Raw genomic sequence first — 17,369 nt, 5'->3', positions numbered from 1 at the left:
GAACAATAAAACCACCAGGGCACATACAAAAAGAATAAACGCCTCTATCATTAACCTGTGTTACAAATGAATATTGAGCTGCTGGAAGATACTTACCTCTACCCTCCATGCTATGATATTGAATTTCATCAATTAATCTCTGTGGATGCTCTAATCTTACTCCAATTGCAACGTCCTTTGCTTCAAGAGTATATCCATCACGATATAAAAATTCATATACATCATGACTGGAATGACCCGTTGCTAAAATTACAGGGCCAAAGAATTCTCCTTTTGTAGTTTCAACACCAATTACTTCATTATTTCTTTTAATTAGAGAAGTAACTAATGTATTAAAGTGTACTTCACCCCCATAGTTTATTATTGTAGATCTAATATTTTCTATTACTTTTGGAAGTTTTTCTGTTCCAATATGAGGATGACTTTCAAATAAGATATCATTATTTGCTCCATGTTGACAAAATAATGATAATACCTTTTTAACATCTCCTCTTTTATCAGAGCGTGTATAGAGTTTTCCATCAGAAAAGGCACCAGCACCACCTTCACCAAAGGCATAGTTAGAGTTTTCATCTAACACTCCATTTCTATTAAGATTAGCAGTATCCTTTTTCCTTTCATGAACATCTTTACCACGCTCTAAAATAATAGGTCTTAAACCATTTTCAAGTAGAGTTAAAGCTGCAAATAACCCAGCAGGCCCAGAACCAACTACAATTACATCCTTTTTACAAAGATTTGAAAACTTTGTTTCTTCAAAGGGTTTTTCATCTTCAAACCCAACATATACTCTAAGACGAGCATTAATTTTTACATCACTTCTTCTTGCATCAATCGACTTTCTAATAAATCGTAATGACACAATATCTTTTTCTTTTATTCTTGCTTTTTCTGAAACAATTTTTTTTAGTTCACTTGCAATACAAGCTTGCTTAGGAGTAAGAACTATATCAATATCTTTATGCATGCTTCGACTATAATTAAAATGATATCTTGTGTCATTACACAAAAGCTAATAAAATCGTGAAATTATGAATATCCTATCTATAGAGAACCTTAGTAAAACAGTAAATGATGAGCCTTTATTTGAAAACGTCACCCTTGGCGTTGAAGAAGGCGAAAAGATTGGTATCGTTGGAAAAAATGGAGAAGGTAAATCAACATTTTTAAAACTAATATCAGGTTTAATTGTTCCGGATGAAGGGAAAATTAGTAAAAACAATAATACTGACATTGAAATGCTTGAGCAAAGTATTACTTATACGCCTGAAACTACTATTGAGTCCTACCTCTTAGAAGGAAAAGGAAGAAGAATTTCTCTATTAAAGAGTTATGAAAAAGCAATTAAAGAACAAAATGATAAAGAATATGAAAGACTGCTTCCTTTATTAGAAAAGGATGATGTTTGGTCTTTAGAAGTTGATTATAAATCACATTTATCAAAATTAAATGTTAAATCAGAATATGATAGGAAATTAAGTACTCTCTCTGGTGGAGAGCTTAAGAAAGTAGCTCTTGCGAGAGTACTTGCCTCAAAGCCACAGCTCTTATTACTTGATGAGCCAACAAACCACCTCGATATCAAAACAATTGAATACTTAGAGGACCAATTAAATAACACTACAATGAGTGTAATTATCGTTACTCACGATAGATATTTATTAAATGATGTGTGTACTACTATTTGGGAGTTAGATAGGAAAAAATTCTTTCGTCACCCAGGAAGCTATGAAGCTTATCTTGAAAGAAGAGCTGAAAGAATATCTATGGAGCAAAAGGAACAAGATAGAATTGCTACTATTTTACGCCGCGAATTAAAATGGCTTGCAAGAGGTCCTCAAGCTAGAACAGGTAAAGATAAAAATAGAAAAGAGCGAATAGAGAATATGCTCTCTAATATTCATAACGTCCAAGATATAAAGCAAAATCAATTTTCCTCAATAGAAAGAAGACTTGGTAAAAAAATACTTGAAATAGAAGAAGTTTCATTTAAGAATTTATTTTCTGCATTTTCATATCAATTTAAAAAGGGAGATAAAATTGGCGTTGTTGGTGATAATGGCTCTGGTAAGACTACCCTACTCGATATCTTAACTGCGACCAAAGAACCATCTAGTGGAAAAGTTGATATTGGTGTTAATACTGTATTTGGTTACTACGACCAAATGTCACGTCAATTGAATACATCTAAAACTGCACTTGAATTTATCAATGATATAGCAGAGAGAATTTATACAGGTGAAGGCGAAATGTCCTCTTCTCAATTTCTTGAGTACTTTGGCTTTCCACCATCAAGACAAAGAACCGAAGTTAGTGTATTTTCAGGTGGAGAAAAAAGAAGACTGTATCTAATTTCAAAGCTTGCACTAAATCCTAACTTCTTAGTTTTAGATGAACCAACTAATGATTTAGATATAAAGACAATGGAAAATCTAGAACAATATATCTCTGCTTTTCCTGGATGTGCATTAATTGTCAGCCACGATAGAGCATTCTTAGATTGTACTTGTGATTACCTTTTTGTTATTGAAAATAAAAAAATTACCTTATTTACTGGCTCGTATACTCAATATAAAGAAAAGCTTAATAATAAAATAAAAGAAACACAAGTTAAAGAAACAATTGAACAAGTAAAACCAAAGAGAGAGAAAAAAGGGTTAAGTTGGAAGGAAGGAAAGGAAAAAGAAAGCTTAGAAGTAAAAATTGATGAACTTGAAAGTTTAATTAAGCTTCTTGAAGATAGTTTTGCCGACCCTACTCCAAATTCTTTAGGAACTCTTCAAGAAAGATCTATAAAATATGAAAAAGCTAAAACTGAATTAAATCAAGCAGAAGAAAGATATTTAGAACTTCTTGAAAAGGAGGAAGGCTAATAACTAAAAAGCTGTATTTGGTTTTAAAATTTGATAATCCATCTAGTATAAGATAAACTTTCTTCATCAAATTATTTTCTCCTTTATTGGTAGTGGTATTACTGGGCAGTGCAACACTTTCAATATTGGAGAATTTTTTCATAACTAAAACTGTTTTACATCTAGCAAAACTGGAGATTTTCGTTAAACAAAAAAAAACCTGCTATCTAGCAGGAATCGTGCCCAGGACGGGAATCGGACCCGTACACCCTCGCGGATACAGGATTTTAAGTCCTGTGCGTCTACCAATTTCGCCACCTGGGCAACAAGCTAATTATTACCACGTTTTAAAAATTTAGTAAAGTACTATTTTAAATCTCTTTTAAAATTTGCTATTGCTCCAATTTCATCTTATAAATAAACTATATACATAAGAGGTATTTATGGAACAGTTATTAATAGGTCTTGGATCGGGATTGCTCGTTGCACTCATTGTATTCATGATTATGACAATAAAGCTTAATAATGTTAAATCAAACGCAAAAGCTGAAACTAGCAAACTAAAGTCGATGATTACAGATCGAATGGAAATTGAAAGTGAAGGTGTTAGTAAACTTAAAAGTGAAAATGAAAAACTTAGAAAAGAAAATGAGAATTTAAGAATATCTATTCAGACCTACGCTCAAAAGCCAGGAAGAAAAGAACTTCAAAGGCTTCAAGTTTATCAAACTGCTGTAGATCGACTAATTATAAACTCTCCAGGCTTTGGCGCGGCATGGCAGGCTGCTTTAAAGGATAGTGAAGCTGAGTTTGAAAAAACTTATATTGGGGTTCAGCCATTTATCAGAAAGCTAATTCCAATGAAAACAGATGCAACTGTTATTAAAGAAATTGATGAAAGTTAATACATATTTCTCCATATTCGAAAATAGAGTATGGAGATTATTTTTTTACTCAACTATTTTTCATAGTTTATACTTAATTTGTACATAATAAAGATCAAATAATTCTTTTTCTTCATTTACTCTATGTTTTTCTAATAATTCTTCAAACAATTAAGGTTTTTATTTTTTAATATCTTCACCAACTCTCCCTATGATTTGAACATCTTAAATAAATCAAGGAGAGAAAGATGAAAAAAGTATTTATCCTTTTATTATTAGTCCTTCAAGTTGCAGCAGTTGCCTTTGCATCAGGAAGTACAGAAGAGACCAAAGCATGGTTTAATGCGGATAAGGTAGCTGACCAAAGTGTAAAATATGTAGCTACACAAAGAAGTGCTACAATTAGTTTATCAAATGGTGAAGAGTTAACTGCAACAGCACAGTACAAAGTAAATAATTCTGATTTACTTACTAGAGTAATTACAGGTGATAAAGATGTATTTACTCTACTCGATACCTATTCAGATGGATATATTTTAACACCTTTTGAAGATGATATTATTTTACTAGATAAAGAATACTTAGGAAAGGAAGTAGTTAATGGTATAAACTGTCTAGTTTTTGATTGCGATGTTGCAGTTTATGAAAGTATTTTCTTTAAAGGTAAGGATCAAGGAGGAGAGCTTCTTGGAGAAGATGAAGGAGAAACAGATTCTTCAGTTAATATTAAGGTTTACATTAGCGAAATAGATAACACAATTGTTAAAGAAGTAATTACTTATGAAGAACTTCCTTTCTTAACAGATCTGAGTCTTAATCAAGAAGTTATTTTCCAAACTAATAATGGAATTAATACTCCAGAAAGTGTAATTACTACAGGTCACTACAGAGCAAATGGAGCAAAAAACTTCTCAGTATTTGATGTATATGACTTTGTCGTAATGGAAACTCTTAGTGGATACACTTATATGAATTCTTACACACATGAATAATCCTTCCAGCCTTGAAAATATCAAGGCTGTTTTTTATTATCTATTTACCTATGAAAAACTATACAGATACACACTTTCACCTACTTTCAATGAAGGAAAAGGATATAGATATCACAAATTTGAATATAAAATATGGCATGGATATCGGAACAGATATCCATGATATTGAAAAAAGAAAAGAATTGATATCTTTATTTTCTAATATTAAATATTCAATTGGAGCAGGTCCATGGTCCTTAAGCTACAATGAAAATATAAACTATTTAACAACAGAAATAAAAAAGGATATATTAAGTAACAGTCCCTCATTCATTGGAGAAATAGGTTTAGATTATTTTCACAAATATTCAACTAGAGAAAATCAAATAGATTTGTTTATTAAGCAACTAATACTTGCAAATGAGTTAAATCTCCCTGTTGTAATTCACAATAGGGATGCAAATTTAGATACAATTGAAGCTCTTGAAAAAAATAAAGTTAAAAAAGGTGGAATTATTCATTGTTTTTCAGCAGATGAAGACTTTTTATCACGAGCATTGGATTTAGGCTTCTATATCTCATTTGCAGGTAACATTACTTACAAGAAAAATACAAATCTTCAAGAAATAATAAAAAAGGTTCCACTTGATAGACTTCTACTCGAAACAGACTCACCATATTTAACACCTGTTCCAGAAAGAAGTAAGCTAAATACCCCAGAAAAAATAGCTTATACCTATGATTTTGTATCGAAAATATTAAATATCAATCTAGATACTTTAATTGAAACAGTGTTAAAAAACTTTAAAACTCTTCTTGAAAGGTAATGTGATAAAAGGAGTTTGCTCACTCCCCTCATTACCTTTGATTAAGGATTTTATCATTTGATTATAATCCTCACATAAAATGTAAGTTGGTTTATAATTTTCAAGTGTATAACCAAAAAGAGTTGGTACAGTAACAGTAAGATCTGAAGAAAGCTGGATTAAATTTAAGGCGTTAGAGGGATTAATGATTACAATTGTTCCAATACTTTTTTGATCTAGCTCTTTTTTTATTTTTTCAGCTTCTATCTTAGAAATATATCCTTCATAAGAAATTTTTAAATCAAAATTTAAATTTTGACTTAACTTCTCTTCTTCGTCATTAGAACTATTATAAAGTAAGGCACAATTTAGTTTCTTATCTAAATCTAATGCTATTGAGTATCGATTAATTTCATTTGTTTCAAAAACTAAATCAAATCCCTCTACTGCTTTTAAGCCATATACAGCACTGTTATTAGGAATAGTACTATCATTTTGAGCAAAGATTCCCGCAAGAGGTGTGAATAAATGATATTTTGAATTACTAATCTCAGGATAAATTGTTTTTTTAATTCTATAATTAGAAATTAACTTATTATTAAAATAGTTATCCAATAAAACAGCCTCTTCTTGGCTCATAACTACATTTACTTCTACTCTTAAATAAAACAATAAGCAAAGTATTAAAGCAATTGATGTCAAACATATTGTTACAATGAGACCTATTTTTGTATTTTTCCTCACAAAAAATCCCTTTATCATCTGAAAATAAAAATTCTAAGAATTGACCTTATGCATTCATAACGATAATATTATATCGAATAAAACTCAGGAGGACTATATTATATGGTCAATTATAAGGAATTAGGTCTTGTAAACACAAGAGATATGTTTGCAAAGGCTATTAAGGGTGGATATGCTATCCCTGCTTACAACTTCAACAACATGGAGCAGATGCAGGCTATCGTTCAGGCTTGTGTTGAAACAAAGAGCCCTGTTATCCTTCAGGTATCACGTGGAGCAAGAGACTATGCTAACATCAATCTTTTAAGAAACATGGCACGTGGTGTAGTTGAGTACGCACATGAACTTGGTTGCGATATTCCAATAGTACTCCATCTCGACCATGGTGATTCTTTCGAAACATGTAAAGATTGTATCGACAATGGTTTCTCATCAGTAATGATTGATGGATCACACTTGCCTTATGAAGAAAACGTTGCTCTTACAAAAAAGGTTGTAGAATATGCTCACCAGTTTGATGTAACAGTTGAAGGCGAGCTTGGTGTTCTTGCAGGTATTGAAGATGAAGTATCAAGCGCAGTTACCCACTACACAAAGCCAGAAGAAGTTGAAGACTTCGTAGCTAAGACAGGTGTAGATTCACTTGCAATCTCAATTGGTACAAGCCATGGTGCTAATAAGTTCACACCAGCTCAGTGCACAAGAAACGCTGATGGTATTCTTATTCCACCTCCACTCAGATTCGATATTCTTAAGGAAATCGAAGTTAAACTCCCAGGCTTCCCAATCGTACTCCATGGTTCATCATCAGTTCCTCAGGAATATGTAAAGATGATTAACGAACACGGTGGTGCACTTAAGGACAGCGTTGGTATCCCAGAAGAGCAGCTCAGAGAAGCTAGTAAGTCAGCTGTATGTAAGATTAACATCGACTCAGATGGTAGACTTGCAATGACAGGTACAATCAGAAGAATCTTCGATGAGAAGCCAGCTGAATTCGACCCAAGAAAATATCTTGGACCAGCAAGAGAAGCTCTCAAGAAGATGTACATGCACAAGAATATCGACGTTCTTGGTTCTGCTGGACACGCTCTCGACTGATAAAATTAAACTATCAAATGCAGAGACTCATAGTAGTCTCTGTTTTTTTTACAATAAAAGTCGTTAAAAATACTATTAACCCTTTTGACAGTAAGTATTTTCCTATGTTATATTCTTTGATTGTGGGTTATTCCAAATCTAAATATTTATTGGCAGGATTGCCAGATGGGAGTTTAATTGGCTACTAAAGATTTACGTATCAACAGGCAAATTAGAGCACACGAAGTGCGCGTGATTGATGAAAACGGTGAGCAAAGAGGTGTAATGAGACTCTTTGATGCCTGTCAACTAGCAGAGGAAGCAGGCTTAGATTTAGTAGAGGTTTCCCCAAATGCAAATCCTCCAGTTTGCAAAATCCTTGATTTCGGAAAATACAGATATGAGCTTGAAAAGAAGCAGAGAGATGCTAAGAAAAATCAAGCTGTTGTTAAAGTAAAAGAAATCAGAATGCAACCTAAGATTGACAAGCATGACCTTGAAACAAAGAGTAAGTTTATTGCAGAGTTCTTAGGTTAAGGTAATAAGGTTAAGGTATCTGTACGTTTCCGTGGTCGTGAATTAGCACACACCGAGCTTGGTAAGGTAGTTCTTGATAAGATACTTGAGATACTAAGCACAAATGGTGTACAGTACAACTTAGATAAGGCTGCTTTCATGGAAGGAAAAATGATGAGCATGCTTGTCTCACCTGTAAAGGGTTCAAAGAAATAAGATCCGTACGGATTTTAAATAATGTGGCTTCAGGGGTACTTGTTCCCTGCGGCGCAGTAAGGATGGTTATTTATGCCAAAGATGAAAACAAGAAAGAGTGCTGCAAAGCGCTACAGAGTTACCGGTTCAGGAAAGGTAGCTTACAAGAAGATGGGTCTCCGCCATATTCTCACCAAGAAGTCTTCTAAGCGTAAGATGAATCTTAGACATGCTGGAATTCTTTCAGACGTTGAAGCAAAGAAAGCTAAGACTTTGCTTCCATATGCATAAGGAGTGAGATAAAATGCCAAGAGCAGTAGACGGAACAAAACACAAGGACAGAAGAAAGAAGATTCTCGACCAAGCTAAAGGTTATTTCGGTCGCAGAAGTACTAACTACCGTGTAGCAAAAGACGCTGTTGCAAAAGCAGGTCAGTATGCTTACAGAGGCAGAAAAGAGAAGAAGAGAGATTTCAGAAAGCTTTGGATCGCTCGTATTAGCGCAGCAGTTCAGGCTGAAGGTCTTAACTATTCTCAGTTCATGCACGGTCTTAAACTTGCTAACATCGAGCTTAACAGAAAAGCATTATCCAACATGGCAATTGAGGATAAGGCTGCATTCTCAGCTCTTGTAAGCCAGGTTAAGTCAGTTCTCGCTTAATTAATCTCTTAAGGAGGCAGATATGAGCTTAATCGAAAGCAGTAAATTATTAGAACAGAAAGTTAACAAAGCAATCGCACTAATTAATAGGTTACGATTGGATAACAAGGAGTTAAATGAAAGACTCTTAATGGTCACAAACCATAATGAAGAACTTCAAGAGCTTCTCAATAAGACTTCTGCCGATACTGCTGTAATCGAAGAAGCAATCACATCTGCTCTTGAAAGTCTCGATGAACTTGGTCTTGATGACCTTGGAACATTTGGAACACTTGATTCTGAAGAACTTGAAGCAGCAGAAAGCTTTACTATTGAAGGTAGTGCTGCTGATGTTGAGACCTTCGAAAACCAAGAGCTTTAATAAAGCACTCATCTGATGATAAGGATCACATTTTGTGGTCCTTTATTTTTTTTAAAACGACTTTACCCTACTCTATCTTTTTGCTAGGATATAGCCACCAAGACAGCATTATGTCTCTTGGCTCAAATTTACATTTACGGAAGCTGGAATAGAAAAGAGTGCATTGCCCCTACCTCTTAACAATGTTTAAAGGAACAGAATCTCTCAGGCTAAACTAGGTTTCCCCCTTGAACTTCAGGTTCAAGAGTACATGGTGTCTTGGTTTATTTTTATTTTTATAGTCTATTTACTAAAAAATTTGTATACTCTATTTCATGAGTAACTCAAGATTGGATGAAATCAAATACATTAGCCTCCCAAAAACAATGGAGAGGAAAATTGGAAACTTTCAAATAAGAAGCGATATTCAGCTTCCAGTTCAAGTTGTTGGAAAACAGAAAATAACACCTGAGAATGTTACAATGGAAGCCATTGTAGCAGGTATGTTAACTATTATTGCTTATGATCCTAACCATAAGTATTTTGATTATTACCGCGCATTTGTGTTTGCTGTTCAAGGTAACTGTGTTCAAGAATTAAACACAGCAGCAATTGCTAAGGAAAAACAAAAAGATTATCCATTTGCTGAAGAGCTATTTTTGGATGTATATCATTTAATGCCTCAAAGTGCATCATGTATTAATTTATCAGCATTTTATACTTCATGGTCTCAATATTGTAAAAAAGATAAAGATGAGAAAGGTGAAGACTTTTATCTAGATAAAGCATTAAGGACTCTAGAAGAAGGCCTTGAGAAATTCGGTGAAGATGAAAATATCTTAGCTGAATTAGGAAGTCTTCATACATATTTAGGTAATTTAGATGAAGCTGCAGAGTATTTATCACGTTATCTAGCTGTAGCAACAGAGGGTGAGAAAAAGCAAAAGCTAAAGCAAATGTATAAAGATGTAAAACTTCAACTTGATAGCGATCTTGAAATTAAACAAGCCTATGATTTCATGATGCTTGAAGAAGAAGATAAAGCTCTTGAAGTAATTGAGAAGTTTATTAGCAAAAATCCAAAGTTATGGCATGGACATTTTATTAAAGGTTGGGCTTTAAGAAAGCTAAATAACTATCAAGAAGCAGAAAAATCTCTATTAAAATGTCTTGAACTTGGCGAAGCTAATCCAGATATCTATAACGAACTTAGTATTTGTTCTCTTGAAAATGGTAATAGAGATTTAGCTAAAAGCTATCTTGATATAGCTGTTGATATGGATAGTGATAATTTGACCTTAATCTCCAACCTTGCATTTCTACACCTACAGGATGAAGAATTTGATGAAGCAAAGGAATGGATTGAAAAAGCTCGTCTAATTGCACCTGAAGATAGACAAATAAAATACATGATGAGTGAGTACACTGCTAAAACAGGAGAAGAATTTGGTCAATTAATTCAAGAAGAAATTGTTCATAACCTTACTCAAGAAAACGTTGATAAATATACAGTCAACGACTTAAATGAAGATCATGAATGTCACTGTCATGATGATGATTATGAATGTCACTGTCATGATGATGAACATGAATGTCACTGTCATGATGATGAACATGAATGTCACTGTCATGATGATGAACATGAATGTCACTGCCACGATGATGAACATGAATGTCACTGCCACGATGATGAACATGAATGTCATTGCCACGATGATGAACATGAATGTCATTGCCACAAGGAGGATAAACAATGATTTATTATTCTCAAAGTGAAAAAGAAACAAAACAATTAGGATTTAATCTTTCAAAAAAAGTTGTTAAAGGTTCTGTAATTTCACTTAGAGGTTCTTTAGGTGCAGGCAAAACTGTATTTGCAAAAGGATTTGCTGAAGGCTTAGGTATTACAGAAGCAATAGTTAGCCCTACTTTCACCCTAGTACAAGAATATGATGGTGTTTTAAAGATGTATCATCTAGATTTATACAGATTAAGTGGCGAAGATGAGTTTGAATCAATGGGTGGAGAAGATTTCCTCTACCCTGATGGAGTAACTCTGATTGAGTGGAGTGAAAAAATCGAAGACATGCTTCCTGATAATACAATCTTTATTAACATCACTATTGATAAAGATTTAAAAAGAATTATCGATATTAAAGGAATAGAACTATGAAAGTACTTGCAGTAGATACATCAACAGCTATATTACACATAGCTCTTTTAAATGATGATAAACTTGATGTACGCATGATAAAAAAGGATGGACAACACTCAGAGGAACTTCTCTCTGAGATAAAATCAATTTTAAGTGAATCTAATATTTCTTTTAAAGATTTAAACCTTTTAGTAGCAACTCGAGGACCTGGTTCTTTTACATCCTTAAGAATTGGATTCTCAACGCTCAAAGGAATTTCCCTAGCTCTTGGAATACCATTAGTTAGTGTACCAACACTTCAAGTAATTGCTGAAGCCACTCCAGATTATCCAGCTATCAAAATTAGTGTTATTGATGCAAAGAAGAAACGTTATTATATTGGAATTTATAAGGATGGTAAGTTAATTAAAGACTTAGATGGAAATGCTGAAGATATTTTAGATGAAATTAAAAATGAATCTTCAATATTGGTAACAGGTCCAGATGCAACAGCATTCTCAAACAAGCTTTCAGCTTTAATTGATCCAAAAGTAAAAATAATTACTGATGACCAATGTTTCCGTCCTTTAGGTGGTGTTATGGTTAAACTTGGAATTGATCAATATCATAGTCAAGGTGAAGATGATATCGGACAAGGACCAATTTATATTAGAAGAAGTGATGCTGAAGAAGCACTTCTAAAAAAGCTTGCAAACGAGGATAACTAATGAAAGATGTAATCATAATTGGCGCAGGAGCCGCAGGATTAAGTGCAGCAATTTACTGCTCTAGATATGGCCTTGATACTTTAGTGGTTGAAAGCATGGCACCAGGTGGCCAATTGATGTACATCGACAAAATTGAAAACTACCCTTCAGTCTCTCCAATATCTGGTTTTACTCTTGCTGACAATTTACAAAAACAAGCGGAAAGCTTTGGAGCAGAAATAGTATATGACAACATTACAAGTATAACAAAGTCAGACTATTTCACAGCTATTGGAGAAAATGATAGTTATCAAGCAAAAGCAATAATTATCGCAACAGGCGCAACTCATAAGAAGCTAGGAGTAACTGGAGAAGATAAATTTGAAGGTCGTGGAGTTAGTTACTGTGCAACATGTGATGGACCATTTTATAAGGGCAAAGATGTTGTTGTAATTGGAGGAGGCGATACAGCCTTAACAGAAGCACTTTATCTATCAAAAATTACTAATAGTGTTACTCTTATTCATAGAAGAAACCAATTTAGAGCACAGGAAATACTTGTTAATAGAGTAAAAGAAACAAAGAATATCAAGCTACTTTTAGAAAAAAATGTTATTTCGATTAATGGAAATAATAAAGTAACTTCCATTACTTTAGATGATAACTGCGTAGTTGAAACTCATGGAGTATTTATTTTCACAGGTATTGAAGCTGCATCTACCCCATTCAAAGGTTTAATCAAAACAGATAATTCAGGTTTTATTATTACAGATGAATTATTAAGAACTTCTCAAAATGGTATTTTTGCTGCAGGTGATGTACGAACCACCCCATTTAGACAGGTAGTAACAGCTGCTAGTGATGGTGCTTTAGCTGCTCATATGGCTGAAAAGTACATATCTCGAACTTAATATTCTTAATTATTGACAACTGCAATACATTTTGATAATTTAAAAGAAACAGGGGAAAAGGAGATTATGTGAGAAGGATTGTTATGCTTCTTTTCCTAATTAGTATTTCATGTAGCCTTTTTGCAAAGGTAGAAAAAGTAGTACTTAATATGAAAGCTGAAGTATATTCAAAAGCTTACATTACTTTTTCAAAGAATTTTTATGAAATTACTTCAAATACAAACTATTATACGGTTGAATGTATTACAGTAAATGGGGAATCTTATTGCTTGGATAACATATCTGATAAGATAGATAATTTATCATTAATTAAAGTTAGTTCAATTTAATAATTTTGCTTATCCAGTAATTTCCGACAATGCACCTGTCGGACTTTTTTATGCCTTTTTTTAACTTATTTAGGCTTTTTTGCTTGACTTCGAGAAAAGGCTATTGTGTAATTTAACTATGAACATTTTGATGCTAACTTCCGAAACTGTTCCATTTTCAAAATCTGGTGGACTTGCAGATGTTGTTGGAGCTCTTTCGTCGTCTATTAATAAAATAGGAAACTCTGTAAAGGTTATGATGCCTTTATATGGGTTCATTGACAAAAAAGGATTTAAGAAAGAAAGAACTATTACTGTATCAACTTTATCAAAAGAAGAAACAATTACAATTTTGGTAAAAAAGGTTCAGAAAGTTGATTACCTTGCAATTGACCACCCACTTTTTTCAGCAAGAAAAGGTATTTATGGCGATACTTCTTTTTCACCATATAGTGATAATGCATACAGATTTTTACTTCTTTCTAAAGCCGCTATTGAATATATTAAGCAAAGTGATTGGAAAGTAGATGTATTACATGCTCATGACTGGACTGCTGGTCCTGCAATGTACCTTGCAAAAGAAGAAAAGTTAAAAGTAAAAACAGTATTTACTATTCATAATCTTGCCTACCAAGGTGATTTCTCACGCTTTGATTTAATTCGTTCTAATGTTAAACCTACTGAAAAACTTCTTTCTGGAAAAGGCTTAGAAAAACGCTTTAATATGCTAAAAAGCGGACTTGAATATGCAGATCACATTACAACAGTATCCCCTACTTATGCAAAAGAAATCCAAACAGCAGAACAAGGATGCGGTTTAAATGATTTATTAAAATCAAGATCAAATACCCTTTCTGGAATTCTTAATGGCATTGATAAAAAAGAATGGAATCCAAAGAAAGATGTATTCTTTGAAGAACATTTTTCAGCAAAAGATCAAAGTGGAAAAGCAAAGTTAAAGCTTAAGGCTCAGAAGATGTTTAATTTAGCTGTAAATCCAGATATTCCACTAATTGGTATGATTAGTAGAATTGCTGATCAAAAAGGTTTCCATGAGCTCTTAGATGGTGATGTTCCTGCCCTTGAGAAAATTGCAAGAGAAGGTAAATGTCAATTTATTATCATCGGTACTGGTGATAAACGATATGAAGATAAATTAAAGGATATTGGTGCTAGATTTGACAATGTAAGTGTTAATATTGTTTTCTCTCAAGAACTATCTCATATCGTAGAAGGTGCATGTGATTACTTCTTAATGCCATCACGTTATGAACCTTGTGGACTAAATCAAATGTATTCACTTGTTTATGGAACACTTCCAATTGCTCATAAAACAGGTGGACTTGCTGATAGTATCATCAATATTAATGAAGATATTATCCATGGAAATGGATTTCTTTTCGAGGAACTTAGTCCAAATTCAATTTATAACATTGTTAACCAAGCGATAACATTCTATAATGATAAAGTACATTTTACTGAAGCACGTATTAATGCGTTAAAGAGTGATTTCTCTTGGAATGAAAGTGCAGAAGAATATATTAAGATATATGGTAAACTACTTGGAGGTACCAAATGAAAGGTAAGGGAAAAAAGAAAAAAGCTATCGCTATTATTCTTGGTGGTGGTAGAGGCACAAGACTCTATCCTTTAACAATGGATAGATCAAAACCAGCTGTTCCATTTGCAGGTAAATATCGTCTCGTTGATATTCCTATTTCAAACTGCTTGAACAGTGGAATTAACCAGATTTATGTTTTGACTCAGTTCAATACAGCTTCATTACATAACCACATTGTAAATACATATCAGTTTGATCAGTTCTCAGGTGGCTTTGTAGAGATTCTTGCTGCTGAACAAACATATACATCAGAAAGCTGGTATCAGGGTACAGCTGATGCTGTAAGAAAGAACCTCAAGCACTTCCATGATCAGAATGCTGATTATTACATTATTCTTTCAGGTGACCAGCTCTATTCTATGGACTTCAGAGATATGCTCGACAGACATATTGAAACAGGTGCTGAGCTTACAATTGCTGCTAAGCCTATTTCAAGATCTGAAGCTACAGGCCTTGGTATCATCGGAGCTGATGAACAAGGTATGATTAAGTCTTTCTACGAGAAGCCAGCTAGTGACATGGATATCTCAGCATATCGTGTACATGAAGAATTCATGCAGAAAGAATTAAATAAGAAAGTTGATGCATCTAATGAATATCTTGCAAGTATGGGTATCTATATCTTCAATGCTAAGGCAATGGAAGAGATGCTTAATAACGACTTCACAGATTTCGGTAAAGAAATCATTCCAGAAGTAATTAAGACAAGACCAGTAGCAGCATATCTATTTGATAGCTTCTGGGAAGATATCGGAACAATCAAGGCATTCTATGAATGTAACCTTAATCTTGCTTCTATCGCACCTCAGTTCAACTTCTACAATGAGGAAATGCCGATTTATACACACAGAAGACACCTTCCTGCAACTAAGATGAACTTCTGTAATATTTCTTACTCCCTCGCTTCTGAAGGTTCTATCATCACTAACGCTTACATTGTTAACTCAATCGTTGGTGTAAGAACTATCATTGAGTCTGGTGCTTCTCTTGACGGTGTATACTGCATGGGTGCTAGCCACTATGAAACAGAAGAAGAAAGAGCTGAAAATGCTAGAAGAGGTATCCCAAACATTGGTATTGGTAAGGGTACTATTATTAGAAGAGCAATCATTGACCAGAACGTAAGAATTGGTGATGGTTGTAGAATTGGTATTGATGACATCCCTCGTCCAGAAGGCGATTTCGAGATGTACTCAATCCACGACGGAATTATCGTCATCAACAAGAACGCTGTAATTAAGTCAGGTACTGTTATCTGATTCCCTACAGGGTTAAGAAAAAACTGTTCTCAAAAAGGTCGATTAATTTCGACCTTTTTAATTTTTCAATAAAAAACCACGGAAATAAATCCGTGGATTGATACTAGATATCATTATTTTAGCAGATTCTGTGAATCCAACCTTCTGGAGCCTCAATTTCACCCATCTGAATACCAGTAAGTGTCTCTCTAAGCTTAGAAATAACTGGACCCATATTCTCCATACCAGAAGGGAAACAAATATCACCATCATTAGTATGAACAAGACCAACAGGAGAAATAACTGCAGCTGTACCACAAAGGCCACATTCAGCAAAGTCTTTAACCTCATCGAATCTTACTGGGCGCTCCTCAACTTCAAGACCAAGATAATCTTTAGCAACAATCATTAATGATCTTCTAGTAATAGAAGGAAGAATTGTATTTGATTTAGGAGTAACAACCTTATTGTCCTTTGTAACAAATAAGAAGTTAGCGCCACCAGTTTCTTCAACATATGTTCTTGTTGCAGAATCAAGGTAAATATTCTCATTATAACCAAGGCTATGAGCATGCTCACCAGCATAAATACTCATTGCATAGTTTAAGCCTGCCTTAATATTACCTGTTCCATGAGGAGCAGCTCTATCATAATCTGAAAGAAGAAGCTTAATTGGCTTTACACCACCCTTAAAGTATGGTCCAACTGGAGTACAGAACATTCTAAACTCATATTCAGGAGCTGGCTTAACACCAATTACAGGACCTGAACCATAGATAAAAGGTCTAACATAAAGAGTTGCACCACTACCAAAAGGTGGAACATAATCAATATTTGCTTTAATTAATTCATCAAGTGCCTTCAAGAAGTCTTCTTCGCTAATTTCAGGCATAATAAGACGACGACATGTGCTCTGTAATCTAGCAGCATTTAAATCAGGACGGAAAGCAACAACGTGACCATCCTTTGTTCTATAAACCTTTAAGCCTTCAAAACCTGTTTGTGCATATTGTAAAACACCTGCACACTCGCTAATTGTTACTTCAGCTTTATCTGTAAGACCACCTTCGTCCCACTTGCCATCTTTCCAAGATCTTGTATAACGATAATTAGTTTTAATATAGCCAAACCCAAGGCTTGACCAGTCAATATCCTTAGCCATAGTAGCACCTCGTTTTTCCTAATAGAATTAATAAAACTATAGTTTTTTAAGCTCTATTGTACAAGTATTTATTGTGTGAATTACTCGGCAATTGAATTGCCAGAGCATCGTGGAGTTTAGCCACGGGTGCATCCATGACACCGCTACTGCTTTCTATACAGCTACTTTTAATACATATGGAGTCTTAATCATCTTCATATGTATTTCTTTTTTACTTACTTGACCATAGAGCCTTAGAA

At 33.9% G+C, this 17,369-nt stretch carries 18 protein-coding genes, 1 tRNA gene and 1 pseudogene; 16 read left to right on the top strand and 4 right to left on the bottom strand.

Features of this window, described 5'->3' with window-relative positions:
- The coding region (locus SOY52_RS07790; protein ID WP_320848392.1) for an NAD(P)/FAD-dependent oxidoreductase at positions 1-967 on the bottom strand (967 nt) is incomplete at its 3' end.
- 64 nt (positions 968-1,031) lie between these two features.
- Between SOY52_RS07790 and SOY52_RS07785 the strand changes: the two genes are divergently transcribed.
- Positions 1,032-2,873, top strand: coding sequence for an ABC-F family ATP-binding cassette domain-containing protein (locus tag SOY52_RS07785; protein WP_320848391.1), 1,842 nt, complete (start codon positions 1,032-1,034; stop codon positions 2,871-2,873).
- Positions 2,874-3,092: 219 nt separating this feature from the next.
- Here the strand turns inward: SOY52_RS07785 and SOY52_RS07780 are convergent.
- Positions 3,093-3,176, bottom strand: a tRNA-Leu gene (locus SOY52_RS07780).
- A gap of 119 nt (positions 3,177-3,295) precedes the next feature.
- On the opposite strand from SOY52_RS07780, the gene SOY52_RS07775 reads away from it, so the two are divergent.
- The 3 genes from SOY52_RS07775 to SOY52_RS07765 all read left to right on the top strand — a co-directional run bounded on the left by SOY52_RS07775 (position 3,296) and on the right by SOY52_RS07765 (position 5,534).
- Positions 3,296-3,757 carry a hypothetical protein gene (locus SOY52_RS07775; protein WP_320848390.1) on the top strand — a complete coding sequence of 154 codons (462 nt, stop codon included), beginning with the start codon at positions 3,296-3,298 and terminating at the stop codon, positions 3,755-3,757.
- Positions 3,758-3,984: 227 nt separating this feature from the next.
- Positions 3,985-4,728: a hypothetical protein gene (locus SOY52_RS07770; RefSeq protein ID WP_320848389.1), complete on the top strand. Its 744-nt coding sequence runs from the start codon at positions 3,985-3,987 to the stop codon at positions 4,726-4,728.
- A 50-nt stretch (positions 4,729-4,778) separates the two neighbouring features.
- A complete protein-coding gene (locus tag SOY52_RS07765) occupies positions 4,779-5,534 on the top strand; it encodes a TatD family hydrolase (protein ID WP_320848388.1) in 756 nt (251 codons plus the stop codon).
- Here the strand turns inward: SOY52_RS07765 and SOY52_RS07760 are convergent.
- Positions 5,502-6,257 carry a hypothetical protein gene (locus SOY52_RS07760; RefSeq protein ID WP_320848387.1) on the bottom strand — a complete coding sequence of 252 codons (756 nt, stop codon included), beginning with the start codon at positions 6,255-6,257 and terminating at the stop codon, positions 5,502-5,504. The two genes, SOY52_RS07765 and SOY52_RS07760, sit on opposite strands and share 33 nt — an antisense overlap.
- A 102-nt stretch (positions 6,258-6,359) precedes the next feature.
- On the opposite strand from SOY52_RS07760, the gene SOY52_RS07755 reads away from it, so the two are divergent.
- From SOY52_RS07755 to SOY52_RS07700, 12 genes and pseudogenes are all read left to right on the top strand, one after another.
- Positions 6,360-7,358 (top strand): class II fructose-bisphosphate aldolase, encoded by a 999-nt coding sequence (locus SOY52_RS07755; protein WP_320848386.1) that lies wholly within the window; start codon positions 6,360-6,362, stop codon positions 7,356-7,358.
- A gap of 177 nt (positions 7,359-7,535) precedes the next feature.
- Positions 7,536-8,069: pseudogene (gene infC / locus SOY52_RS07750) on the top strand (translation initiation factor IF-3).
- 72 nt (positions 8,070-8,141) lie between these two features.
- Positions 8,142-8,339, top strand: a complete 198-nt coding sequence (rpmI, locus tag SOY52_RS07745; protein ID WP_320848385.1) for a 50S ribosomal protein L35 — start codon at positions 8,142-8,144, stop codon at positions 8,337-8,339.
- A 13-nt stretch (positions 8,340-8,352) separates the two neighbouring features.
- Positions 8,353-8,709, top strand: a complete 357-nt coding sequence (gene rplT, locus SOY52_RS07740; RefSeq protein WP_154424302.1) for a 50S ribosomal protein L20 — start codon at positions 8,353-8,355, stop codon at positions 8,707-8,709.
- A 22-nt stretch (positions 8,710-8,731) separates the two neighbouring features.
- Positions 8,732-9,070 (top strand): hypothetical protein, encoded by a 339-nt coding sequence (locus SOY52_RS07735; RefSeq protein WP_320848384.1) that lies wholly within the window; start codon positions 8,732-8,734, stop codon positions 9,068-9,070.
- A 314-nt stretch (positions 9,071-9,384) separates the two neighbouring features.
- Entirely contained in the window at positions 9,385-10,806 is a 1,422-nt protein-coding gene (locus tag SOY52_RS07730; protein WP_320848383.1) for a tetratricopeptide repeat protein, read from the top strand.
- Positions 10,803-11,222 (top strand): tRNA (adenosine(37)-N6)-threonylcarbamoyltransferase complex ATPase subunit type 1 TsaE, encoded by a 420-nt coding sequence (tsaE, locus tag SOY52_RS07725; RefSeq protein WP_320848382.1) that lies wholly within the window; start codon positions 10,803-10,805, stop codon positions 11,220-11,222. Before SOY52_RS07730 ends, tsaE begins: the two co-directional genes overlap by 4 nt.
- Entirely contained in the window at positions 11,219-11,911 is a 693-nt protein-coding gene (tsaB, locus tag SOY52_RS07720; RefSeq protein WP_320848381.1) for a tRNA (adenosine(37)-N6)-threonylcarbamoyltransferase complex dimerization subunit type 1 TsaB, read from the top strand. Before tsaE ends, tsaB begins: the two co-directional genes overlap by 4 nt.
- The gene (gene trxB / locus SOY52_RS07715) at positions 11,911-12,801 is read left to right on the top strand and encodes a thioredoxin-disulfide reductase (protein ID WP_320848380.1); all 891 of its coding nucleotides are present in this window, start codon (positions 11,911-11,913) and stop codon (positions 12,799-12,801) included. The genes tsaB and trxB overlap by 1 nt, the downstream gene beginning before the upstream one ends.
- Before the next feature lie 68 nt (positions 12,802-12,869).
- Positions 12,870-13,130, top strand: coding sequence for a hypothetical protein (locus SOY52_RS07710; protein ID WP_320848379.1), 261 nt, complete (start codon positions 12,870-12,872; stop codon positions 13,128-13,130).
- Positions 13,131-13,260: 130 nt separating this feature from the next.
- Positions 13,261-14,688, top strand: coding sequence for a glycogen/starch synthase (locus tag SOY52_RS07705; RefSeq protein ID WP_320848378.1), 1,428 nt, complete (start codon positions 13,261-13,263; stop codon positions 14,686-14,688).
- Positions 14,685-15,989: a glucose-1-phosphate adenylyltransferase gene (locus SOY52_RS07700; RefSeq protein WP_320848377.1), complete on the top strand. Its 1,305-nt coding sequence runs from the start codon at positions 14,685-14,687 to the stop codon at positions 15,987-15,989. The genes SOY52_RS07705 and SOY52_RS07700 overlap by 4 nt, the downstream gene beginning before the upstream one ends.
- A gap of 118 nt (positions 15,990-16,107) precedes the next feature.
- On the opposite strand, the gene SOY52_RS07695 is transcribed toward SOY52_RS07700, so the two are convergent.
- Positions 16,108-17,130, bottom strand: a complete 1,023-nt coding sequence (locus tag SOY52_RS07695) for a branched-chain amino acid aminotransferase (RefSeq protein WP_320848376.1) — start codon at positions 17,128-17,130, stop codon at positions 16,108-16,110.
- Between the last annotated feature and the right edge of the window lie 239 nt (positions 17,131-17,369).

It is taken from the genome of Bullifex sp. (genome assembly GCF_034103065.1).
Taxonomy (GTDB): Bacteria; Spirochaetota; Spirochaetia; order Sphaerochaetales; family Sphaerochaetaceae; genus Bullifex.
The sequence above is the reverse complement of the archived record's forward strand: the minus strand, read 5'-3'. Positions and strand labels throughout refer to the sequence as shown.

Excerpts from the sequence above, each read along its gene's own strand:
- SOY52_RS07785 (WP_320848391.1), top strand. The coding sequence starts at position 1,032 with ATGAATATCCTATCTATAGAGAACCTTAGTAAAACAGTAAATGATGAG.
- SOY52_RS07775 (WP_320848390.1), top strand. The coding sequence starts at position 3,296 with ATGGAACAGTTATTAATAGGTCTTGGATCGGGATTGCTCGTTGCACTC.
- SOY52_RS07770 (WP_320848389.1), top strand. The coding sequence starts at position 3,985 with ATGAAAAAAGTATTTATCCTTTTATTATTAGTCCTTCAAGTTGCAGCA.
- SOY52_RS07765 (WP_320848388.1), top strand. The coding sequence starts at position 4,779 with ATGAAAAACTATACAGATACACACTTTCACCTACTTTCAATGAAGGAA.
- SOY52_RS07755 (WP_320848386.1), top strand. The coding sequence starts at position 6,360 with ATGGTCAATTATAAGGAATTAGGTCTTGTAAACACAAGAGATATGTTT.
- rpmI (WP_320848385.1), top strand. The coding sequence starts at position 8,142 with ATGCCAAAGATGAAAACAAGAAAGAGTGCTGCAAAGCGCTACAGAGTT.
- rplT (WP_154424302.1), top strand. The coding sequence starts at position 8,353 with ATGCCAAGAGCAGTAGACGGAACAAAACACAAGGACAGAAGAAAGAAG.
- SOY52_RS07735 (WP_320848384.1), top strand. The coding sequence starts at position 8,732 with ATGAGCTTAATCGAAAGCAGTAAATTATTAGAACAGAAAGTTAACAAA.
- SOY52_RS07730 (WP_320848383.1), top strand. The coding sequence starts at position 9,385 with ATGAGTAACTCAAGATTGGATGAAATCAAATACATTAGCCTCCCAAAA.
- tsaE (WP_320848382.1), top strand. The coding sequence starts at position 10,803 with ATGATTTATTATTCTCAAAGTGAAAAAGAAACAAAACAATTAGGATTT.
- tsaB (WP_320848381.1), top strand. The coding sequence starts at position 11,219 with ATGAAAGTACTTGCAGTAGATACATCAACAGCTATATTACACATAGCT.
- trxB (WP_320848380.1), top strand. The coding sequence starts at position 11,911 with ATGAAAGATGTAATCATAATTGGCGCAGGAGCCGCAGGATTAAGTGCA.
- SOY52_RS07705 (WP_320848378.1), top strand. The coding sequence starts at position 13,261 with ATGCTAACTTCCGAAACTGTTCCATTTTCAAAATCTGGTGGACTTGCA.
- SOY52_RS07700 (WP_320848377.1), top strand. The coding sequence starts at position 14,685 with ATGAAAGGTAAGGGAAAAAAGAAAAAAGCTATCGCTATTATTCTTGGT.
- SOY52_RS07695 (WP_320848376.1), bottom strand. The coding sequence starts at position 17,130 with ATGGCTAAGGATATTGACTGGTCAAGCCTTGGGTTTGGCTATATTAAA.